At 32.6% G+C, this 24068-nt stretch carries 13 protein-coding genes, 9 pseudogenes and 2 riboswitches; of the genes and pseudogenes, 15 read left to right on the forward strand and 7 right to left on the reverse strand.

Translation table 11 applies throughout. From position 1 onward, the window contains the following. Positions 1–44: 44 nt before the first annotated feature. The gene (locus SJY24_RS30955; protein ID WP_377867449.1) at positions 45–638 is read right to left on the reverse strand and encodes a TasA family protein; all 594 of its coding nucleotides are present in this window, start codon (positions 636–638) and stop codon (positions 45–47) included. Positions 639–842: 204 nt separating this feature from the next. Between SJY24_RS30955 and SJY24_RS30960 the strand changes: the two are divergent. The 3 genes and pseudogenes from SJY24_RS30960 to SJY24_RS30970 form a co-directional block, all read left to right on the forward strand. Beyond that, positions 843–995: pseudogene (locus SJY24_RS30960) on the forward strand (IS6 family transposase); the annotation flags it as partial. Between the two features lie 252 nt (positions 996–1247). Further along, positions 1248–1781: an RNA polymerase sigma factor gene (locus SJY24_RS30965; RefSeq protein ID WP_377867450.1), complete on the forward strand. Its 534-nt coding sequence runs from the start codon at positions 1248–1250 to the stop codon at positions 1779–1781. Further along, positions 1771–2598, forward strand: a complete 828-nt coding sequence (locus tag SJY24_RS30970; RefSeq protein WP_377867451.1) for an SH3 domain-containing protein — start codon at positions 1771–1773, stop codon at positions 2596–2598. The genes SJY24_RS30965 and SJY24_RS30970 overlap by 11 nt, the downstream gene beginning before the upstream one ends. Before the next feature lie 47 nt (positions 2599–2645). Here the strand turns inward: SJY24_RS30970 and SJY24_RS30975 are convergent, their stop codons facing one another. Further along, a complete protein-coding gene (locus SJY24_RS30975; RefSeq protein ID WP_377867452.1) occupies positions 2646–4370 on the reverse strand; it encodes a peptidoglycan D,D-transpeptidase FtsI family protein in 1725 nt (574 codons plus the stop codon). An 831-nt stretch (positions 4371–5201) separates the two neighbouring features. Between SJY24_RS30975 and SJY24_RS30980 the strand changes: the two genes are divergently transcribed. From SJY24_RS30980 to SJY24_RS31000, 5 genes and pseudogenes are all read left to right on the forward strand, one after another. Beyond that, the gene (locus SJY24_RS30980; RefSeq protein WP_000129107.1) at positions 5202–5447 is read left to right on the forward strand and encodes a hypothetical protein; all 246 of its coding nucleotides are present in this window, start codon (positions 5202–5204) and stop codon (positions 5445–5447) included. Positions 5448–5799: 352 nt separating this feature from the next. Continuing rightward, a pseudogene (locus SJY24_RS30985) lies at positions 5800–6018 on the forward strand (ABC transporter permease); the annotation flags it as partial. A gap of 15 nt (positions 6019–6033) precedes the next feature. Beyond that, complete coding sequence (locus SJY24_RS30990) at positions 6034–7029, forward strand: VanZ family protein (protein ID WP_377867453.1); 996 nt, start codon at positions 6034–6036, stop codon at positions 7027–7029. Between the two features lie 217 nt (positions 7030–7246). Further along, positions 7247–7914, forward strand: a pseudogene (locus SJY24_RS30995) (ABC transporter ATP-binding protein). Next, the gene (locus SJY24_RS31000) at positions 7904–9847 is read left to right on the forward strand and encodes an FtsX-like permease family protein (RefSeq protein ID WP_377867454.1); all 1944 of its coding nucleotides are present in this window, start codon (positions 7904–7906) and stop codon (positions 9845–9847) included. The pseudogene SJY24_RS30995 and the gene SJY24_RS31000 overlap by 11 nt, the downstream one beginning before the upstream one ends. Positions 9848–10179: 332 nt before the next feature. Here the strand turns inward: SJY24_RS31000 and SJY24_RS31005 are convergent. Continuing rightward, positions 10180–10707: pseudogene (locus SJY24_RS31005) on the reverse strand (IS6 family transposase); the annotation flags it as partial. Between the two features lie 295 nt (positions 10708–11002). Then, the gene (locus SJY24_RS31010; protein ID WP_098765522.1) at positions 11003–11896 is read right to left on the reverse strand and encodes a cation diffusion facilitator family transporter; all 894 of its coding nucleotides are present in this window, start codon (positions 11894–11896) and stop codon (positions 11003–11005) included. 305 nt (positions 11897–12201) lie between these two features. Between SJY24_RS31010 and SJY24_RS31015 the strand changes: the two are divergent. Then, positions 12202–12510 (forward strand): annotated as a pseudogene (locus tag SJY24_RS31015) (Tn3 family transposase); the annotation flags it as partial. A gap of 252 nt (positions 12511–12762) precedes the next feature. Here the strand turns inward: SJY24_RS31015 and SJY24_RS31020 are convergent. Next, positions 12763–12867: pseudogene (locus tag SJY24_RS31020) on the reverse strand (transposase); the annotation flags it as partial. A gap of 64 nt (positions 12868–12931) precedes the next feature. Continuing rightward, positions 12932–13609 (reverse strand): annotated as a pseudogene (locus tag SJY24_RS31025) (IS6 family transposase). 288 nt (positions 13610–13897) lie between these two features. Here SJY24_RS31025 and SJY24_RS31030 point away from each other — a divergent pair. The 4 genes and pseudogenes from SJY24_RS31030 to SJY24_RS31045 all read left to right on the forward strand — a co-directional run. After that, positions 13898–15429: pseudogene (locus SJY24_RS31030) on the forward strand (alpha/beta hydrolase). Positions 15430–15530: 101 nt separating this feature from the next. Then, positions 15531–16517, forward strand: a complete 987-nt coding sequence (locus SJY24_RS31035; RefSeq protein WP_377867455.1) for a choloylglycine hydrolase family protein — start codon at positions 15531–15533, stop codon at positions 16515–16517. 239 nt (positions 16518–16756) lie between these two features. Further along, positions 16757–17878: an IS200/IS605 family element RNA-guided endonuclease TnpB gene (gene tnpB / locus SJY24_RS31040; RefSeq protein ID WP_377867456.1), complete on the forward strand. Its 1122-nt coding sequence runs from the start codon at positions 16757–16759 to the stop codon at positions 17876–17878. A 183-nt stretch (positions 17879–18061) separates the two neighbouring features. Beyond that, positions 18062–18142 (forward strand): annotated as a pseudogene (locus SJY24_RS31045) (serine hydrolase); the annotation flags it as partial. Between the two features lie 100 nt (positions 18143–18242). Here the strand turns inward: SJY24_RS31045 and SJY24_RS31050 are convergent. After that, positions 18243–19370 (reverse strand): FtsW/RodA/SpoVE family cell cycle protein, encoded by a 1128-nt coding sequence (locus tag SJY24_RS31050; RefSeq protein WP_377867457.1) that lies wholly within the window; start codon positions 19368–19370, stop codon positions 18243–18245. Between the two features lie 188 nt (positions 19371–19558). Then, a riboswitch (M-box (ykoK) riboswitch) is annotated at positions 19559–19735 on the reverse strand. 520 nt (positions 19736–20255) lie between these two features. Next, positions 20256–20423, forward strand: a riboswitch (M-box (ykoK) riboswitch). Between the two features lie 277 nt (positions 20424–20700). Between SJY24_RS31050 and mgtE the strand changes: the two genes are divergently transcribed. Continuing rightward, complete coding sequence (gene mgtE / locus SJY24_RS31055) at positions 20701–22029, forward strand: magnesium transporter (protein WP_377867458.1); 1329 nt, start codon at positions 20701–20703, stop codon at positions 22027–22029. Between the two features lie 160 nt (positions 22030–22189). Further along, positions 22190–23287 (forward strand): phosphodiester glycosidase family protein, encoded by a 1098-nt coding sequence (locus tag SJY24_RS31060; RefSeq protein ID WP_377867459.1) that lies wholly within the window; start codon positions 22190–22192, stop codon positions 23285–23287. Positions 23288–24068: the final 781 nt, after the last annotated feature.

Genomic DNA, 24068 nt, shown 5'->3' on the forward strand with positions numbered 1-24068 from the left:
TTACAAGCTCAGTTTTACATTTTCCCAACGATATTTTTGTAAAATTATCTTTCTTTTCCCTCTGTTTGATTGGCTTGGAACTCCATTTTTAACGCAATACTATCCCCTTGGAACACGTTCTGATCTGTGCCGTTGTCTTCAAATACAAACTTTATCCAAAACCAATCCATTTTCCCAGGTTTTAACCCCCCTGTTTCAGTCCACTTAGAATGAAATACTTTTTTGGAGACAATCTCTGAACTTTGTGATTTTAGTTCTGCAAGGGTTGTCTCGTATGCAGGGCTTTTTGCAGGATCCCAATCCCAAAGAAATTGTACTTTAATATGTTTACCGAAATCTTCTGTAGTATTATTTTGTTTTAAGTCGTTTACAGTATAGTCTATTTTCATCATGATATCTTTAATATCTAATGTACCACTATTTTTTAAATTGAATTTCTTTAATATTTTGTCCCCAGGTTTTAAATTTTCTAAGTTAAGTGAAGTAGTTGGTTGCATAGCTAAATCCAATGTACCTGCAGCAAATGTATTATTTGTTACAACTTGATCGCTAAAATATGCATATGTTCCCCCACCAATTAAAGACATACCAAGAGCGGCTGAAACCACTCCAACACCTAATTTCTTTTTCAATGACATTTTTTGTTCCTCCCATATCATTTTTACAATTTTTCTCCCTAATTAACTAAAACGCTCCCCTTAATACAGGTATAGCATCAATTGTAAGAATTTTGTATTGAAATAAGAATATTACTTATTGAGAAAATTATGTTGTTATTTGTTTTCTATAAATTAAACGTACCAAAAATAGAAAGTTTGAATCCGGAATTTTCTTATTATATAGCGCTGCGGCCTTTTCATGTTTCGAAGCCACGTGTAATAACAGTCGATAACAATCCGGCTTATTCTATAGCAATTGAGTAGTTGAAAAAAGAAAAAGGCATACCTGATAGTAAGCAACTTAGACAACAAAAGTACTTGAATAATATAGTAGATGGACTTGTAACATAAAATACGATTTCGTTAGGAATATATATGTTTTATTCTCTTTTACGTTGTTTTTGCACCAGGACCAAAATACAAAGGGCGCAAGAAGAGCTACGTAACGTCAAGAGGAAATAAAGAATGCGTAGCTATATAGAAAAAAGCGGTATGGAACAAATGAAACTTGTATCATGTCTATATATTGAAACCATATTAAAAGTGAGGGAAGTTTTATGTTTATTCAAATAAGTTTGAGGTGTGGAAATGGAACAGAAGTTTATTGAAAAATGTAATCATGATGAGCTTGAGTATGTTATAAAAGACTATTGGCAAGATGTATGGAATTATTCATTTATTATTACGAAAGATCCACACTTATCAGATGACATCACACAAGATGTATTTATTAAGGTTTTTAAACATTGGCATTCGTTTCGAAAGGAGTCATCTATTAAAACGTGGATATTAAAAATTACAAGAAATACGGCAATAAACTATTTGAAATCCTCTTATTTTAAAAGGATATCTTTAGTGGGATTTTTTAGTGAAGATAAGCAATCTCCATCGGCAGAACAAGAATTTTTTAAGCAAGAGGAAATGAATGATGTATGGGATGTTGTATTAAAACTACCTAAAAAACACCGTGAAATACTAATATTGGACGCGAAATATGAATTATCTTATGAAGAAATGGCTGAAACATTAGGTGTATCAATAGGAACAGTCAAATCTAGATTAAGTCGAGCGAGAAGTAAAGTTTCAAAACTAATGGGGGAGGGTAGAAGTGATGAACAGTAAAAAAAATCCTGACTGGTATAATAAATTGAAAAAAGGCCCAATGGAGCATCGGAAATATGAAGAAGAATTTATTTATAAAATAAAGCAATCGGTATATCAAAATAGTGAAGTAGATTCTGTAACATATAAGAGACCATTTCGTAAAAAAGCATTGCCTGTTGTAGTTGTTTTGGTTTGTACAATGTTATTTTTCATTGTCCAACAACCTGGGCTTGATGATAATAAATCACCGGTACAAAGTAGTACTCAAATTAAGCCGAAAACAAAAGATGAATCTGCTCAAGATCCATCATTGAAACAATTTATGAATGATTTATATCAAAGTACAACTTCAAAAAATGAAAATGATTTGTATAGAGCGTTAAATGATGAAGTTCTATTTAAAGGGAAGAGTTATAAGAAAGATGAATTGAAGTTTGATGAAGATATTTTTCATGAGTTGCAAGTCGCTCTTACAATGGGGGGAGAATTTGCAAATGATACAAAGAAAGTATATAAAGTACCAAGTGGAATGACAGAAAGTGACCAATCAAAGCAAGCGCATTTTATATATGTAACTGTTACTGGAAATAAAACGAAAATTTTAGCTGAACCAAAACGAGAATCACAAATTTTATATGAAGTATCTAATGAAATGGTAAAAGCTTGGATTCCAGAAAAAGTGCAGAAGGATGGATATATAAAAATATCGACATTTAACGGTAATACTGGGTATGTGCAAAAAGAGTATGTTTTAACGGATATTAAATATTCATTTGTGTTCGAAAAGGATCATGAAGGTATGTGGAAAATAATAAATATAGATTCTATATGGTAAAAGAGGAAGGTTCACTTTAATGAACCTTCCTCTTTGTTTTTATTTTCTTATTGAAGTGTATGCCAGAACTCTAAAACTTCTGCTGTAACGAGGGCAGCGATGTTTTTTTCTGAATTACTTCCAGGAATAACGACAGAAATGGCGATTTGTGGATCTTCAATAGGAGCATATGAAATGAAAAGAGAATGATTTATCATTCTTTCTTGCTCATTCGGAGAACCTGTACTACCCGTTTTACCTGCGACATGAAAGGGTAAATTTTTAATCTCCTCTATATTTTGACTCATTCCACCTTGCACGACACTCCAAAATTCCATAGGATAACGATTTGAACTTTCTAAAATTGGTTTAAACTTTTTTGTTTCCTTACCGTCCTGATCAATAATAGCACTTACAATTTGAGGTTTATATTTATCACCTTTACTTGCCAAAGTTGCTGCATATTGAGCGAGTTGAAGAGGGGTATGCACTTCATTTCCTCCCGAAGAGGCATTTAATAGAGCGGAGATTCCCTTTTCAAACTTATTAGATGGATGGAATTCATATTGTCCGTCTTCTTCAAAGGGTAAATCAATCCCGGTTTTAGAACGTAGGCCGAATTGCATTAAATAATCTGTCCATATATGTGCCACTTTTTCTATATTCCCATTATTTTGGTTGAATAAGGGCAGAGCTACTTTTGCTGTCATAAAGGTGTTAGATGAATTAATGATAGCCTGCCTCGGTGTAATCTCACCTGTTGGCGTTCCAGGTGCATTCGTAATGTTATTTTGATTATCATACTGAAAAGTACCCTTATCTAAATAAGTATCTTCGGGTTGAAAAAGCTTTTCGTTTAATCCAATTAAAATAGTAAGAGGCTTTATAGTAGAGGCCATATTCACATAAGATCCACCATACTTTAATTTTTGAACTGCCTTATTTTGCGAAAGTGATTTAAAGTTTTCATTTTTAGATGATACATGTGTATTTAATGCATTTGGATTAAATACTGCCGAGTTGGCCATAGTTAAAATTGCGCCAGTTTTTACATCGGTTACTACAACATAACCAGCTTTAACATCAGGTGATTTCTTAATTTGAGATCGTAATGCTTCCTCTGTTTTTTGCTGCAATTTCGAGTCTAAAGCTAGCCGGATATCTTTTCCTTTTTGTACTTTTTGAATATTCCATAAGAACTTTGTATTATTCATTTTAAAAATCAGAGTTTTTCCGGATTTTCCTTTTAAGTCATTCTCATATTGCAGCTCAATCCCACTTTTCCCAACAGGTCCATACTTAGAATTAAGGTCATTTTCTACATACCCAATTAGCTGTGAACCAATTTCGTGTTTAGGATAATATCGAATCCATTCATCTTTAATTATTACATTATTGGGTTTGTTTTTGTTTATGAATGTAAGTTCACTCTCATTTATGTCAGAGTATAACGGTATATCATTCATAGTCTGCTTTTTACAAGATTGTTGTAATTGTGAATTTATGTCCTCTGCAGAAATGTCATGTTGAAATTCTTTTGAAAATTGATTGAAAAAAGCTAATGTGTTTGATGTATCATGATCCGATAGCCTTTCATCATTAGAAGTGCAATATAAAGACTTAACTTTCTTATTTGTAGCTAGTATTACACCATTTTGATCAAATATTTTTCCTCTTTCAGCTGAAGAAGTTGCGATAGTAATTGAAATAAAGTTGATTTTTAATAAAATTAGTAAAATCAAACCTACAATAGAAAGAACCGCAAAAAATCTCCATCTCTTTGTATGTAACATATAACCCTCCCTTATGTAGTCTAATTCATCTTATAGTTAATTATTTTTTTTGTAAATGTGGAACACTTTTATTATTTAGATTATCTATTAAGTATTACAGCATGAAGAAAGGAATAATTAGTATGAAAAGTTACTAGCAAGTCTATTTATAAGTTTAATATGAGTTATTATACAGTTTAGCTTTTCTAATGTAAGCAACAAAAAAATAGAGAGAAAAACAAGAAAGGAGATTATCAATTACTCTGCTGTACCCTATGCCCATCAAGCTACTATTTTGAGGAACCCCCAAAACAAAAAAATATTTCTTGACAGTTATTTAAGTAAATTCAGCTCGTATTTTTGAAGATTATCGTTTTCTTTAACGGCATGACGACTTTATCTTATTCAGCCTTGTTTAAAATTACTTCCCTAACGAATAAATTCTACATCTTTTGCGAGCCTTTGAAGAATCTGAAGTTATAAATGATGGTGTAATTCCTGAGAGAATAGTTGAAGCTGTTTTGCTAGTGAAATATCGATAAAAACATCTTCCTTTTCATTGACTCTACTAAAGGGGAAGTGTAAATGTTCTTTAGGAAATATATACTTAAGTAAATTAGCACGTATATTCTATTTGGTAGTTATAGAAAAGCAAAAATAAAGATAAATTCTATATTAAAAGAAGGATTTTATTTATTAAGTTGAATCAACTATAGTATTAGGTGACATGGGACAGTAGGAACCCATGTTGGCGTCATTTGCTAAATGTAATTCCTTTTGCAGCGCAGTGCCCCCTTATACAAGTGGGCTTTTTTGTTGTAAACACATAATATATATGGAGGCATAAGAGAGATGACGGATGAGTATAAACACTTAATTTCGTATGTAGATAAAATAAAAGAACTTAATTATAGTACAGCTTCCGCATTAATAGTTATTCATAATGATAAAATTCTAGTAAACCATTATAACGGAAGGCATTCAAATGTTGTTTCATCATCTCAAAGAGAACTTGTAGTAATTACTACAAGTTCTCTTTGTTTTTCTGATAAAACCGAAAGTAAACTTTTATCTAGTAGTTTACTTTCATACTATTGATTTTTATACGTGTTTGGCAAAAAAAACAATGAGTTGCAAAAAATACTATACTGAAATCTAGTTCGGTATAGTATTGTGCATATAAAAGATCCCACTTTGCTATATCCCCCAAAAAAGAGTCATTGCTTCGAGAATTATAAACTGTATTTTCAGAAACATTACGAGCGTGTAAGAAAAATGTAAGGTAATTCAATATGAGAAAAATAATCTAACTACTACAATGAATAACAGATACATTCATGAGAAAATCTGTGTTGGGATATTAAGTTGTTTTAGTTCTTAAAGCATTCGACCAATTATTGTAGTTTAAATAAGGAAATACGAAACTAGAACATGAATTGTGACAAGATAAATGATGATTCTATTTTTCTTACAGATTGTAGTGGCTATGATTCACAGCAATTTTGCATTTCTAACTTTGCACCAATTAGGGCAAATAACAAATAGGGAAATGTCTGTGATTCAAAGCTCGATTGTTGTATTAGTAATCTATATTTGCATGCAAATTATTTACTTCATTATTATTAGAGATCACTATATAAAATGCATATGTACAAAATTATATTCATAAAAACAGAGGTGTAAAATGAACATTATTTTCAGTCTAATCGCTAGTTATGCGATTCCTATGATACAACTCACATTTTTGTTACTACTTGTATTTGTTTTTAGTTATTTTGTAGTATACAAAAAGATATGTAAAAGAGAAAAGAAACTTACTGTAAAACAAATTATATTGTTTGTTTTAATAGCGGGATATTATTCCCTTGCATTATCAGCTACTTCATTTGGTCGTTCAGATGATATGGCCTTTGCAAGAACAATTGACTTTGATGTACTTAGTGTTTATAAAAAAGCATGGAATACATTTTCATTTACTTCCTTCTTCCATATCTTTGTGAATATAGGTATGCTTTTTCCGTTAGGAATTTTATTCCCTTTATTTAGTAAGGTTTTTCAAAAAACAAAATGGATGTTAATCATCTCAATTATAGCAAGTTTATTGATTGAAATTCTTGAATTTACACTGCAACGAGGAAGTATGGAACTAGCAGATTTACTTCATAATACTTTAGGTATGATGCTAGGATATTCTGTGTTAAACATAGTTTTTATATTTTTGAAAAAAAATGAAACAGATACAAAAATAATCAAATATTTATACCTTCCCATTACAGTAAGTTTCGTCGCAATCGGAATAATTATTTCGTATCAAATGAAGGAATTTGGAAATATGCCTATTGATCCCATTACAAAAACTGATATGTCTCAAGTTGCTATAAAAACATCAATAGAGTTAAAAGACGAAGGGAAAAAAATGCCTGTTTATAAATATTACGGTACAAAAAAATCACATGTTCGGGATGTTGAAATTCTTTCTCCAAAGGAAGCATTTCAAAAACTGAAACAAGGAGACTTCGATCCTATAGTATCTTTCAAAGCAGGTGATACATTATCCATTACAAAATATAGTATAGATTACTACACTGATACAAAAGGTTTCTCTCAGCCTATATATGTTTTTGAAGTACACTTAAATGGTAAAGATAGTTGGCTTCAACCTATTTCCGCAAAGAAATAACGTAAATTTGGTTCTGTTGCAAAGTTTTTTAAGAAATATTATGAAAAGGCTACTAGTACTGGCTGTAATTCATGATACATCGAAAAGGCGGAGTCTGTTTGAAGACTTCGCCTTTATCTGTATAGTGCGTGCAAGGGTACGGAAATGATTTAGGGGATAAGGGGCATCATCTATAAAATCTCATTTTTATTGTGTGAATTTGGAGGGGATTTCTCATATGAAAGCAGTAAAAATAAAAGTAAAAGATCTTAGTAAAGGATACACAGGAAATGTTTCACACATGGCACTTTCAAATATTAATTTAACAATAACAGAGGGAGAATTTGTTGCGGTTATGGGTCCTTCGGATAGTGGGAAAACAACGTTATGGAATATGATATCTACTATTGACTCGCCAACATCAGGTAGTGTATACATTCATAGTAAAAATCCATATCAACTTTCGGTAAATGATTTGGCCTTATTTCGCAGACAGGAATTAGGGTTCGTTTTTCAATCTTTTAACCTACTGCATACATTAACAGTAAAAGAGAATATGGTTCTTCCGCTTGTATTAGATGGCATGAATGTGAAAAGAATAAATAAACGAGTAGAATCTGTTTCGGGAAAATTAGGTATTAACGAAATTTTAAATAAACGAACATATGAAATATCAGGAGGACAAGCGCAGGAAACAGCGATTGCCCGAGCACTCATTCACTCTCCTAAATTGGTTCTTGCAGATGAGCCGACAGGAAACCTAGATTCTAAAGCCTCTCAAGACGTAATGGAGATATTAACACTATTAAATAGAGAAGAAAAGGCAACAATGATGATCGCCCATTATTTTATAAAAATATTATGGAGAGTCTTTCTATGTTAGGGGGGAATAAACATGACTTTTAGACAGCTCGCATTCAATAATGTTTTAAGGAATCAACGAATATATCTTGGTCATTTTTTTAGTAGTACATTTGCGGTATTGATTTTTTTCACTTATGGACTACTTATCTTTCATCCGAACCTACAAGGCGAACTGACTCATGTAAGTACCATCATGAGTACATTTGGGAGAATAGGATTTCATTTATCGTATTACTTAATCTTTGTCTTTTCTTTCTTATTTATTTTCTATTCTGTTAGTGCATTTTTAAAAAATAGAAAAAAAGAGTTTGGATTATTAATGTTACATGGAATGTCTCATCAACAGCTTCATCGATTAATTTTTTTCGAAAATATGTTGATTGGAATCCCTTCTATAGTAGTAGGCATCGGACTTGGGATGGTTTTTTCTAAATTATTTTTACTAGTTAGTGGGTCTTTATTAGGAGTAGAGCAAACATTAGCATTTTACTTTCCATTAAAGGCAATGCTAGTAACAGCAATGTCCTTTTTTGTTTTATTTCTACTCATTTCATTGTTTACATCAAAAATGGTGAAAATGAATGAGCTTGTAGAACTCATAAAATCAGAGGAAAAACCAAAACCAGAGCCAAAAGTCTCTCGTTGGATATCTCTGTTGGTACTTATTTTATTTGGGGCAGGTTACTCCAGCGTTCACTACAGTATCGTCGCGGTGTATTACATGGATTTAGATCAATTATTACTACTTGTAGGAGTGGGCGTCTTATTAATTGTATTTGGAACCTATTTTTTCTTTACTCAATTGTGTGTCTATGTGTTATATACTTTAAAGAATAAAGAAGCTACATTCTTTAAAAGAACCAATCTCCTTGTTATTTCAGAATTGATGTATCGAATGAAGGATAATGCGAGAACGTTCTTTATCGTTACAATTATATCTGCCGTTTCTTTTACAGCAATTGGAGTATGTACAGCTATTGGAAATCCAGAATTAGCAAAACATGAGACCCCATATGCATTTACGTATCGATCGGATAAGGGGAATATACAAGAAAAAGCCCATATTGAAGAGATAAAGAAGCAATTAAAAGAATATGGATTTTCTTATAAACTTGTTGCAACAGAATTTAAAAGGACACTAAACGGATTGGCGTTAATTAATCTATCTACGTATAATCAATATGCAAAACAATTAGGGTATGAAATAGCGAAATTAACAAATGAAAATGATAGCATTGCAATACGACTAAATAAGAACGAGAAAAGTGCGGAGGATATAAAAACTTTTGAAATAATACATGGTCAAATAGAGGTTCAACTTTCTGTACAAAAAACAATTTATATCCCAGAATTATCTTTAATCGAAAAGCCTGTTATTGTCTCTGATGCTGTTTATAATAAGGTCCAAAATGCTCAACAAGAAAACGTACTTCGAGATTACACTATATACGGTTTTATCGTTAAAAATTGGTCTGAAACGAATGCAGTTTCTACTAAACTTATGAAGATTATTGGTAAGAATCAAGATGATTATTATATGTTTTCATCTTTGTATTTAAGATGGCTTGAATTAAAACAACAAAACGGATTACTTTCTATCTCAAGTGTAATGGTGGGGATTGTATTTTTCGTATTTACGCTAAGCTTTTTATATTTCCGTCTATTTACTGATTTAGAACGGGATCAAGAGCAATATCAAATGATTTCAAAATTAGGTTTAAGCCAAAGTGAGTTAAAGCAAATCGTGACAAGACAAATGATGCTACTATTTTTCTTACCGATTGTAGTGGCTATGGTTCACAGCAGTTTTGCATTTCTTACTCTGCATCAATTAGGACAAACAGTAAGTAGGGAAATGTCCGTTATTCAAAGCTCAATTATTGTATTAGTAAGCTTTATTTGTATGCAAATTATTTACTTCCTTATTATTAGAAGCCACTATATAAAACGCATATGTATAAAAACATATTTATAAAAAAAATAATCTATAAATTGAAGGTGCAGGCTCAGTCACTAAATATGATTGAGTCTGCACCTTCAGTATGTTGAAAAATATATCAAGACTAATCTGTGTTTGTTCTAAATTCTCTTGCCACTGTTGACTCAATCATTTGTGAGTGGATCTAAAAAGAAGGAATGGTTGCCGTACCCCCCTCATTGTGGGCGGGGTGCACATAGTTATAAAAAAATACCCTTGTCCAATCCATTATCATTCTTTAGTCATTTAGGGGGTTAGAACATGGAAAACAATGAAAAAATCACGTTTCGATTTGTAAAAAAAGATGGGCAAGAAATTAATTTGGCAAAACGTCTCTTTACATGCCTATGATCCTGTTCAATCAGGTTAATGAGATATTTAACGGTACAATGTTTTGTACGTACATAAAAGCCGTTCTTCTTCAGTTTTTTGAACGCACAAAGCAAGGCCGGAGCTTTGTCTGTAGTGAGAACTGTTGGTTCTCCAAAATGTTTTACTCATCTTTTCATAAAGGCATAGGCAGCCGGATGATCCCTTTTTTTACGAAGTTGAATATCCAACGTGTTTCCATCTTTATCAATTGCACGATAGAGATAATGCCATTCTCCCTTAACTTTGATATACGTCTCATCCAAATGCCAAGATAAGCGTGCAGATTTATTTTTTACTTTCCAAAATTGATAGATGAGATTTCCATATTCATGAACCCATCGCATGATGGTTGTTGGATGAACTGAAATACCACGTTCTTTCAGAATTTCAGATACATCGCGATAACTTAAAGAAAAACGGCAGTAGTAGCCGACAGCTACTAAAATGATATCTCTCTTGAATTGTTTTCCTTTAAAGTACCTCATGTCTGATTCTCCTATATCCTGTTTTCTCGAGTGTAGCTTCATGTAGGAAACTTTGCAACAGAACCCTGATTACCATACATCTTCGTTAAATTAACGGTCTTTATTATTGTACTCATGTGAAAATACCAACTTTCTTGTGTGTCTATAATTTTTATTATGAGGAAAATTCCTTAAATGGCGTTTAACAATTTCTTAATTAAGGAGTAGAAAAACAGGTCTTAAACAATAATTCAAAAATAAAAAAGCAGCTGTACAAATAGCTGCTAAAAACTTATACTCGAAAAATATAATAGACTTATCTTTTGTCATACCATGGGTTTAAGTGGATAAGTACTTCATCTACTTCTGGATCTTGTTTCATAATCGTTGTTTTTATCTCTCTACAAATATCGTGTCCTTGTTGGATACTTAAATAGGCTGGGACACTAATCCTAACATCGATCAAAATATAGTGTCCATGTTCACGGGCACGCATTCTATCAATCCTTTTTACCAATGGATGTGCCTGAATGATCTTCATATATTCACTACTTTTCTCAGTAGGTAGTCCACCTTCCATTAATATATATATAGCTTCTTTCCCCATACTAATTGCAAGTTTTAAAACAAAAAAGGAAACAATAATCCCGGCTAATGGATCACCATAAGCTGCATATGGGATTGAATATATATTGTTTAACAAAGCAACCCCAATTCCAATTACAGCAGCAATTGAAGCATAAACATCAGCAAGATGGTCATATGCCGTTGCGATAAGCCCTTTACTATTTGTCTTTCGTCCAATCCGGATTGTATATACATATAGAATTTGTTTCCAAACTAAAGAAACAACAGCCGCTACAAAAGCGATCATATGAGGCTCGTTTGCTGGATGGAATAAAGCCTTTATTGACTCGTAGGCCATAAATATAGCTGCTAGAATTAAAATAATAGCTACAATTCCTGAAGAAATGACTTCGGCTTTTCCGTGACCATACGGATGGTCTTCATCAGCAGGCTGATTTGAAATTTTCATCGAACCTAAGGATACCGCAGATGCTACAACATCAGCAGCGTTATGTATACCATCAGCCAATAACACCTGACTCTTGAAAAGGAATCCAACTATAATCTTAATGAAAGTTAGAAATACGTTACTTATTACGCTAATCCATGCTGCTAATAAAGAGGATTTATAATTTTTATTCATACCTTTCTTCTCCTGACTTATATTGTGTTTTTGATAATATAATATAATTTGTTTATTCGATTTTGTATTGGAGCTATTTTAGGAATGTAAAATAGAATCAGTATATTATATTTTGGAACATTTAAGTCCTTTCATACATTATCAAATTATAAGCGGGTGGGTCTATACAAACATTGTTTCCTGAAAGTATACATTTAGATTTGGACTTACTTTGTTTCTTTTGCGCTCATTTTTTTACTTAATGCAAAAAATATGATATCGAATTGTCATGCCTTTCATTGTATGTCTGGAGATTAAAAAATTTTCAACTCTTTAATATAGAAAAAACTTTATTTACTCTGAATTATATTTCAAGTAAAACCTTGAGAAGACGTATACAAAGGGGACTAAATAAAGGGGAAGCTGTGAATGCACTTGCCAGCGCTATCTTCTTTGGAAAACTTGGGGAATTTAGAGAACGCGCGCGCCAAGATCAATTACAACGAGCAAGTGCACTCAATATCATAATCAATGCTATTAGTGTTTGAAACAAGGTTTATTTAGAGGAAGCCATAAAGGAACTCGAAAAAAAGGGGACTTTTAGGGAAGATTTAATGCCCCAAGTTTCTCCATTAAGAATGTATTAAAGTGGAAAATGATTTTTGTTTGGCTTATTTATTTTTTATATAATAAACTTCTATTCAAAAGTTTATTTTCAGTTCTTTTTAATTAAAAAAAGAACTTGTAGAAAGACTATAAGTTCTTTTAGGGCAATGTTTTATAAATTTAAGGATATATTTAGGGGCTAGCGCCTTGCTTTGCCTAACAAAGTCAACCTATGGAGCAGCTTCTACTCCATAGGTTGACTTTGAATTCGTCGATTCAGGGCAATCTAGGCGTTCTTTCTGGATTTTTTTGCACTTGTCAATTTGAAAGAAAGATTTCCATGTCTTGAACAAAATTTCAGTTTGCCAGCGTAATGAATATAAATCAGGTTCTGGTGCAAAAATAAAACAAAAGAGAATAAAGCACATATATACCTAACGGAATCGTATCTTATATTGCAAGTCCAAACAATTGATGGATGAACTCTTTTTGATTTTGGACAGACTGGTTCCATAAAGCAATCTGTTCTTTTTTAATCATATGCATGGCTTCTACTCCAGAAAGAATGGATGTAGCTGTGTCAAAAGATTTAAGACCTAGCATAGAACGGATTCGCTTCTTTATAAAGCGATGATTTTGTTCTACTATGTTATTCAAGTACTTTTGTTGTCTAAGTCGCATACCGCTAGGTATGCTTTTTTCTTTTTTTAATTGTTCAATTGCTATCGGATAAGCTGGATTCTTATCGACTGTTATCATACGTGGCTTTGAAACATAACAAAAGCGCAAAGCTTTCTTGAAAAACCGCCTTGCAGCCTTATGATCTCTTGTTTTGCTTAGGCAAAAATCGATTGTGTTTCCGTTTGAATCAACAGCACGATACAGGTACATCCATTGACCTTTTACTTTGATATAGGTTTCATCGACTCTCCAAGAGTCAGTTATTTGTTTGAGGTAACGTCGGATTCAGGACCATACTGACGAACCCAACGCATAATCGTTGTATGAGAAATGGATAAACCCCATTCCTCCATCGTTTCCACCAAATCATGAAAACCTAGGTTGTACCGTTAATAAAATAATATCAGGCGGATAGTGCTTCCATTTGAACCAATTTTTCTTTTCCATACCGATCACACACCTTTTTAGAGTAATAGTATCAGTATGACCGAGTTTTAGAGATTACTCGTAATTACCTTGAAGTTTTTGCATCAGAACCCTTCCATGTCACTCAAAAATCCAATCAAAAAAAGAGGGTGAAGGCATTTTTTATTGAAGTTTGTTTATAATAGCTTTTTAATCTGTTAGGGGGGATCATAAAGTAGACTATTAATCTCTTTGATAATTTTAATTTTCCTTATAGTACATGGCATGCTGTATTAAAAAATCTTAATTTTGAAGGGAGAATCAATAAATATGAGCACGAAAAAAACAATAGGGAATAAGTTATTACTTGTCAGTGCCATTTGTACAATAACTATTCCTTCAGTTTCATATGCGGAGGAAGTAATTTCACCTAAAAATTTCGCGAGTTCTTCAAGTTTGTATGAGGGACGGAATATGGATGTATTGAAATCAAGCTTATATCCTGGTACATATAAAAATCCATTCTATCACCAATTTATTTCGACATTAAAGGAAACAAACACAAATATAAAAAAATAGGCAATACTGACGATGAAAACCCTGTTATAGCTACTACCCTTTCATTTATCCGTTATCTGGATACAGAAGATTATAAATCTGCAGTTGATTTAACTTCTCGATCATTACAGAAAATAATATCCGAAGAATGGCTGAAGAGCTATTGGAAGGGACTCCCTGTGCAATTACAAGCAGGTACTTTTATGGGAATTGGAGAGGTAACACAAAAAGAGACAAATTCCGTTCATACAAATGTAGAGATTAAATTAGCCTTTGAACAATTTACAGTACCTTTACTAATTAGACTAGATCCATCTGGAAAAATAGATGATTTTCAACTTAGCATGTCGTATAGTCCTGTTGCAGAGCGTCCATCATATAGTAAGCCTGAATCATTCATTGATAAAGAAGTAGTAGTTGGAAGTGGTGCGTTTCCATTACCAGGAACATTGTCTGTTCCGAAGGGAAAGGGTCCTTTCCCTTCGGTTATTCTTGTTCAAGGATCTGGGGCAAGCGATCAGGATGAAACAGCGTTTGCTTTAAAACCATTTCGCGATTTAGCTGAGGGTCTTGCCTCGAAAGGAATTGCTGTCCTTCGCTATAATAAACGAACTTATGAACATGGATTGAAAACACAGTCCAGTCCTTTTTATACAGTTGATAAAGAGACAACAGATGATGCTCTTCTTGTGACTCATTTTCTTCAAAATGAGCCTATGATAGATAAGAATCAAATTTATATTCTTGGTCATAGTCAAGGTGGAATGATGCTTCCGAAAATGATTGAAAAAGACCAAAATCAAAATATTGCTGGGGCAATCGTGATGGGAGGACCAGCCCGTACGATCCAAGATGTTGTTTTAGATCAATTTGAGTATCTTTTTTCCATTGGAGCAATGAAACCGGATGAATATAAATTTTACAAATCGCAATTTGAATTATTAAATAATCCCAATTTCTCTAGTCAGAATCCTCCAAAGGATTTTTATTTAGGATCAGCAGTATTTTGGGATTCTATTCGTAAAATTAAAGCAGCAGAAATGTCAAAAGAACAAAAGACACCGCTTCTTATTATTCAAGGAGAAAGAGACTATCAAGTTCAATCAAAAATCGAAATTTCTCTTTGGAAAGAACAATTAAAAGAGCGAGATAACGTTGATTATCGACTATATCCAAAGTTAAATCACTTCTTTACAGAAGGAGATGGGGAGTTAAGTAAACCAGATGAATATTATAGTCCTGCTAATATCCCTGAGTATGTTATAAATGATATTGCTGCTTGGGTGCAAGGAAGATCGAAATAAAAACCATATTTTTTAATAGAGGTCACGATACATGCCTATTAACCTAAGGATAGAAATTAAATGGTTTTTGTTCAAAGAAACTAAATAAAGGGGTGTTCTTTATGTGTACCAGTTTGACATTACAGACAAAAAGCGATCAGCATCTTTTTGCAAGAACGATGGATTTTACATTAGATTTCAATCAAGAAGTAATAATAGTTCCTCGAAGTTATCAATGGAACAATATAACTGGTGAAACCATCGAGGCGAAACAAGCTGTTGTAGGGATGGGGATTAACCATCAAGGAAGGATCATCCTGGCGGACGGAGTAAATGAATCAGGTATGACATGTGCAACACTCTATTTTCCAGGATTCGCAAGTTATAGTAACAGTATAGATGAAAATAAAACGAATCTGGCTCCATTTGATTTTGTGGCATGGAGTCTCACACAATTCAATTCTGTCGAAAAGTTAAAGAACTCTGTAGATAGTATTTCCTTTTTGGATGTACCATTACCTGTTTTAGGGGTTACTCCACCGCTACATTGGATTTTAGCGGATAAATGGGGAGATTGTATTGTACTAGAGCCGACAACTGAAGGACTAAAAATATATGATAATCCTCTTGGGGTAATGACCAATAGTCCTGAGTTTAACTGGCATTTACAAAATTTAAGACAATATATCGGTCTTAAATCGCAGCCATATGCGCCAACACAATGGGGGGGTGTACCATTAAGTGCTTTTGGACAAGGTTCAGGTTCGATGGGACTCCCTGGGGATTTCACCCCACCATCAAGGTTTGTTCGGGCAGCGTATGGCAAACAAAATATTCAAGGTATAGATAACGAAGAAGAGGGCATATCGGCCATTTTTCATATCTTATCAAATTGTGAGGTTCCAAAAGGTGGAGTAATAACGGAAGAAGGTACATTAGATAATACCATTTATACAAGCGCAATGTGTATGGAGTCTGGTACATATTATTACCATACCTATGATTGTAGACAAATTATAGCTATTCATTTATTTCATGAAAATTTAGATACAGATGAAATTAAAACTTATCCGTTCCAGCGGAAACATAAGATATTTTATGAAAACTAATCAGATTTGGAATAACAAAAAAAAGAAAACTTAATTAAGTTTTCTTTTTTTTATCATTTTAACCAAGAAGACTCCTTCCTCAAGGAACGCGAAGTGAGTAGGTGGGAGATGAATTGGCTTCGGACAAGGGATGGCAGGAAGCCATCTTAATTGTTCGACATACATAAACTGTTACTTCACTACCTATCGAATGTACGTTTGTTGTATGATAGACACATATCGAAATGGGGGTGAAACGAATGATAATCAATAAAGCATATAAATTTCGTATCTATCCAAATAAAGCACAAGCGACCCTAATCAATAAAACGATTGGCTGTTCTCGTTTTGTATTCAATCATTTCCTATCTCTATGGGAAAATGCATACAAAGAAACAGGAAAAGGTTTGACATATGGGACATGCTCTGCCAAACTTCCTGCCATGAAGAAAGAGTTTGTTTGGTTAAAAGAAGTGGATAGTATTGCGATTCAGTCGTCTGTTCGCAACCTTGCGGATGCTTATACACGCTTTTTCAAAAAACAAAACAGTGCCCCGCGTTTCAAATCTAAGAAAAACAACGTACAATCTTACACCACAAAACAAACAAATGAAAACATTGCCGTTGTAGGAAACAAAATGAAATTACCAAAACTCGGTCTTGTTCGATTTGCCAAAAGTCGTGAAGTAAAGGGACGTATTTTAAATGCTACGGTTAGACGGAACTCTTCTGGCAGATACTTTGTGTCATTGTTAGTGGAAACAGAAGTACAAGAACTTCCGAAAACAAATTCTTACATTGGAATGGATGTGGGACTAAAAGATTTCGCCATTTTGTCAGATGGAACAACCTATAAAAATCCGAAGTTTTTTCGATCGTTAGAAGAGAAGTTGGTAAAAGCACAGCGTGTTCTTTCTAGAAGAATGAAAGGATCTTCTCGGTGGAATAAACAACGAGTAAAGGTAGCTAGAATTCATGAATACATGGCAAATGCCAGAAAAGATTACTTGGACAAAATCTCAACTGAAATCATCAAAAACCACGATGTTATCGGTATAGAAGATTTGCAAGTATCTAATATGTTAAAGAATCATAAGTTAGCAAAAGCGATTAGTGAGGTATCATGGTCACAGTTTCGAACCATGTTGGAATATAAAGCGAAATGGTACGGCAAACAAATCATTGTCGTATCGAAAACATTTGCTTCAAGCCAATTATGTTCTTGTTGTGGATATCAAAACAAAGACGTTAAAAATCTCAACCTACGTAAATGGGACTGCCCTTCTTGCCTTACACACCATGATAGGGATATTAACGCAAGTATCAATCTAAAGAATGAAGCGATAAGGCTTCTAACCGCAAGGACTGCGGAGATAGCCTAATAAATTAGAGTTCAATAGAACTCTTTACTTAGGAATCCCCCACTTTCACTTCTAAACGAAGTGAAAGTGGGGGTAGTTCAAAGGCGATACGACAATACAAAAGTGGTCCAATTAAATTCAATATAAGAAAAATAACAAGTCAATATATTTCTAATCATTTTAGGTGAAGGGTATGTGATTGAGATGAATAATACATATAATGAAAAGACACATACATCGATTAAACAATTATTTAATAAGTTTTCACCAAAAGCTCCTGCCTTTTTTGGTATTAAAATTAATATTCATACAGTTAAAAACCTAATTAGAAATTATTTGAACATAGATTGCTCAATGAGGTTAAATTTTATAATCTCCAAAAAAATTATATATTATAATTATTAAACTTAATTTTATTGAAAATTGAAATATTAAGCAATATTCCTATTGCTATTAAATTGACCATTAAAGAACTCCCACCAAAACTAACAAATGGAAATGGGGTACCAGTAAGAGGAAATAGTCCCGTAATACCACCTAAATTTACAATGGATTGCATACCAATCATACATCCTATACCAATTGCTATAAAACTTCCGAATGGATCTACACAAAGTTGTGCAATTTTTAAGGAACGAAGAACGATAGTCAAAACCCCTGCCAATACAATAAATACACCAATAAACCCTAGTTCTTCAGAAACTATTGCCATTATAAAATCAGTATGTGGTTCTGGAAGATAACCGGTTTTTTGAATGCTATTTCCGAATCCACGTCCAGTAATTCCTCCAGAGCCAATGGCAATAAAAGAATTTACTAGCTGATATCCTTTTCCTTGCGCATCAACAAAGGGATTGAGAATTGTAGTAATACGTGTCTTTTGAACTTCTGACAAGCTAAATTGAATTAAAAAGTATAAAAAAGGTAACCAAAAAATAGAACCGATTATAATTCTTTTAATTAATAGATTTACATTTATTCCAGAGCAAAGAAATATGCTAAAACCTATACCTAATATTAAAAGTGCAGATCCTAAGTTTGGCTGTTTATAGATTAGGAAAAAAATTGCAGCTAAAAAAAATAAAAGTTTTCCGCTACCACTCCAAATGTGTTTAGCTTGTTCTTGTCGTAATGCAAAAAAACGGGCTGTTACAAGTATTGTTCCTAATTTAAGAAATTCAGCTGGCTGTATTCCAAAGATCCATGATTGAGCATTATTTACCACTTTTCCTTTCCACAAAACCATAATTAATAAAAAAATTCCCCCAACCATAATACAGATAGAGACTATTCGTTTTTTCCATATTTCATATGGGAGAATAGCACAAACTATTAACCCTATTGTTCCTAAAAATAGCTTTGTTAATTGAGAATCAACAAAATGCCTACTGTTATAACCGTAATGTTGAACAGCAACAATGGAGCTCGCGCTATACATCATGATAATACCTAAAGTACATGTTATGAATAGAGGGAGGAGCAATAGATAATCGAGTTTTAATATTTTTTTCATTTTAATATCCTCCTGATTTACATTAACACCTAATATTACATTTGCTAATGAGTAGAATCTTGTTCTCATCAACTACTAAATAGTATTTTTGTTTTGAAAGATTCTATCGCTTACACCCTGTTTTCTTACGCAAAAATCCCCCCTAGTTACATACTAGGGGGGACTTAAATTGGCATGACTAAATAAAGCTTTCCTCCCCCTAGTAGAGCTTTGGCACTATACAACGTAAAGTAATGGAAATTGATTACTTAGCTATCTTAAGAAGAGCCTTAATCCGACAATTCCTGTTCTACCCATTGGCGTCTTTCGACATTTTTGGGCAATAGCCTGTGTTTGTATAGGAGCCTCACCTAACAGGTTTAGCAATATAAATTTTATGTATTTGTTTCGTGTAGCCAGCATAAATATTTTTTTTTTGCTTGTCAAGTAAGCATATTGCTAATTTTATATTTTTTATTGTTTTATGAATTTTGAGAAATAATAGGAGAAAATGTATTTAATCATCTCGTATAGATACTTATTTTCAGCCTGTAGTGTATAATTTGATTGAGTAGTTTAAACATATAAATTTGATAAACAGTAAAGAAGATTTTAATCATAAAATAAGATTTTTGAAGAATGTTCTTTTGAAGTACGATATGACTAATGATTCAACTCCTGCTATAAAGTTACAAATTGATCATAAACAATAAGTTTCCTATACGAAATTTCATATATTTTATAACGTTTCTTCGAACTAATTGTATTTAAATTTTATATCTTTTAAGTTGAATTTCAAATTTACAATAGAATTGAATTACATTTCTCTAAAAAAGAATGTATTATAAATCGAATCGAAAGTTAGTTGACAAATATTAAATTCTGGTTTAAATTTTGAAGTAATTCAATAATCTTTGTTAGGTGAGGCTCCTGTATAGAGAAACGCTGCTGCCCAAAAATGTCGAGAGACGCCAATGGGTCAACAGGAACGGTCGGATTAAGGCCCTTTTTAATGTAGCTGGTTATAAAAACCTATGCTATACAGTGCTAAAACTCAACGAGGGAGTGGTATACGATTTGATAGAAAGGCACCTCTGGGATTTTTGCAGAGCTGTCTTAATAATCATTTATTTGTATTGTAAAAAACCTTTACTCCTTTTTGAGTAAAGGTTTTTTTGTTTAATGTTATTTATTTTTATCTTGTCTATATTCAAAAAGGAGGTAGTTCTAAATAATAAATTGATTGCAATGTAACTATTAATGCTTTAATAAAAATTTTAGACAGATAAAATAGCACAAAACCACTCATGAAACTCTAGAGTCTCCCTTAGCAATATAAGGAGGAGTTAACATGAAGAAATTATTAAATGAATTACTTGTAACCCAAAATAATTTGGATGCAGAGAAAGTTTTACGTCATCCGTCGTATGATGTTGCGCAAGAAATAAAACGGTTTTCAATTGAAGATCAAGTCATATTACTAGATAAGATTCCTGTATTAAAAAGCTCAAAAATTCTTCAACATTTGAGTACAGAAGAAAAATATAATATCTTAATTCACTTATCTGAAAACAAAGCTAAAAAGTTACTAGATTTACAACCGATTGATGAAACAGTAGATCTACTTCTAGCGGTTCATCCGGAAAAACAAGCTAAATTGATGGCGTATTTAAATAAAATTACAAAACATAATGTAAAAAAATTAATGACTTTCAAACCTGAAACGGCAGGAAGTCTTGTCACAAGTGATTTTGTTGCAGTTAGAGGGAATTGGTCAGTAAAAATGACATTGAAGTACATTAGGGAGCATTCTGAAAATGTAGAATCAATATCTTATATCTATGTTCTTGATAGTCATTGTTATCTTAGGGGAATCGTTTCCATACATGAGTTATTACTAGCAGCAGATGAAGAGATATTATCTACTATCATGATTCAAGAGGTAATTTCAATACACGCTGAAGTTGATCAGCAAGAAGTTGTAAAAAAGCTACTGAATTATAATTTAGCAGCATTACCCGTAACAACAGCGAAAAATGAAATGATTGGTATTATAACATTTGATGACGTAATGAATGTTATGGAAGCAGAAGCTACAGAAGATATCCAAAAGTTAGGCGGAAGTGAACCGTTAAATCAATCTTACTTTGAATCTAGTATTTGGAGCATTTTCTTCAAACGTCTACCATGGTTATTGCTTCTTTTTGTTGCTGAAGCATATACAGGTACAGTACTAAAGTATTTTGAAGACGAAATTGAAACAGTAGTTGCCTTAGCTTTCTTTGTACCGTTATTAGTAGGTACTGGAGGAAATACAGGAACACAGGTTGTAGCAACGATTACTCGTGCAATCGGTATTGGAGAGGTGAAATTTAAAGACATTTTCCGTGTAATAAAAAAGGAATTTGCAATTGGCATGCTTCTCGGACTTGCACTTGGGGTAGCTGGGCTCACTCGTGCTTATATGTTAGGAGTTGGAACAGAAGTTGCACAAGTTGTAGCAATCACTTTATTATTTATTGTTATTTGGGCCTCTCTTGTTGCAGCTATTTTACCTTTGATACTAAGAAAATTAAAATTAGATCCTGCAGTCGTTTCTGGTCCATTTATTACAACATTTGTTGACGGAACAGGATTAGTAATTTATTTCATGGTTGCAAAAACGTTATTAAATTTGTAAATATACACTGAAATAAATACGAAATGTAGAATAAGTATTTTGCTTTGCTTGCCAAGACATAGTGGGGAACTCGGGAATGAGGGAAACAAACACTTTTGTCTTTAGGCAAATAATATCTTAAAGGATTCATTGAATGTAATTAATGCCGGAGGAGAAACCTATGAAACATCTAAGAAAAATCTTCAAACGAATTTTGCTTCTTTTTTCTATTTTCATGCTTATTGGCATAGGAATATTATTTGGTACTAACTATGGCCGAGATCTTCGTGTAACAATTGCTGGAAGTATACTAACTTCTCAGCATCCACAATATGCGAAATATACATTCCTATCCCAAAAGGAACTAGATAAACTGCAAGATAGAATTAATCATCCAAAATGGTCAAATAGTGATGAGGCTATTTATAAAAAAATAGCAGGAAAAAGATTAGAAGAATTAAAAAATCAGCCATTAAAAATTGATGTAGAAACGATTAAAAGTAACAAAGATAGTCGCTTTCTTTTCGAAGGAAAATTAATCACTATTAGTAACCCTTTCAATGTTAAACTTGTTAGCCATCAAGGGACACAGGGTGATCAAAGAGGAGAAAAAATTAGCGTAATGGCAAAACGTAATAATGCACTTGTTGCTGTGAATGCAAGTGGATTTGCTGATGAAACAGGAAGGGGAGGAGGAAATGTTGCAACTGGAATAGTAATAGAAAATGGGGAAGCTATTGATACAAATATGGATAGAAATACCCCTACAATTATTACAGGTTTAACAAAGTTTGGACAAATGATAACTGGAAATTATTCTACCCAACAACTCTTAGATAAACAAGTCGTTTCCGCAGCAGGATTTATGCCACAGTTAATTGTAAATGGAGAAAAAATGATCACAGAAGGAGACGGTGGTTGGGGTTCTGCTCCGCGGAGTATTATGGCCCAAAAAGAGGACGGCACAATAATGTTTCTAGTGATAGACGGTAGGCAGACACATAGCATAGGAGCTACGTTAAAAGAGTGTCAAGATATTCTATATGAAAAAGGAGCAATAAATGCAATGGCAATGGATGGAGGATCCTCTGCTACTCTATATTTAGGAGGAAAGGTAATAAATTCACCTTCTACATTGTCTCATGAAGATCGCTATTTACCGAATGCTTGGGTGGTAACAGTAAATTCGAAGCAAAAAATAAAGATGACAATAGATGGAAAACAGATAAATGCCAACACATTAGATGAATATGATACGAATATTTCATCGGGTGTATGAATTTCTTAAATAAATGAATATTTAATTTAAGTAAAAACTAACATGGTAATAAACGTAATACTTACTCATTTAAAAAGTAATAAAGAAATGCGTATAAAGAAATTATTTCATATGAATAATTACAAGTTTAAAATACATCGGATTAGAATTTATAACACAAATAATCTTATTTAATTATATAAAAAATACATAATTAAATAAGATTATTTTTTTGTTTGTAAAGTTTATGATAAGAGAAGCTAAGGGGAAAATACAAGTAGATATCTTAATAAAATTAATATTTCCTCTTCACAATAAGTTTAATTCCTTTTAATGTATGGAAGTGAAGTCGTAATAGAATCTCTTATAGGAAAGGCGCTTTGCTTAGGGATTTTTTATTCCTCAAAATATAGTACTTGAGTACATTTGATAGTTAAGATTAAAGTATTAAACTTAAAGCAAAATGTTGGAAAGTTCCTTATTATTATACATAAATATTAATGCTAAAAATTATGCAATTTTGCATAAACCCTTATATTTCTCTTATAGAAATTTTGGGAATTTTAGCTATAATCATTATCCGTATATTTACTCAGTTCAAAATTACCTTTATATAAAAGTAATGAGATTTTATGGGTAGTGTTATAGAGAATAATGAATAGTAAGGTTAGAGAAAAATATTTATTAGGAGTGCCACGACTTTATTTTAAAGGTAATCTGTCTTAATATTTTATGTATGCCTTGTTTAAAATAAAAATATCTTTACATTAGTTACCTGCAACGATTAATGGGAAGAAATCTA

Source organism: Bacillus sp. R86525 (genome assembly GCF_042466195.1).
GTDB lineage: Bacteria > Bacillota > Bacilli > Bacillales > Bacillaceae_G > Bacillus_A > Bacillus_A nitratireducens.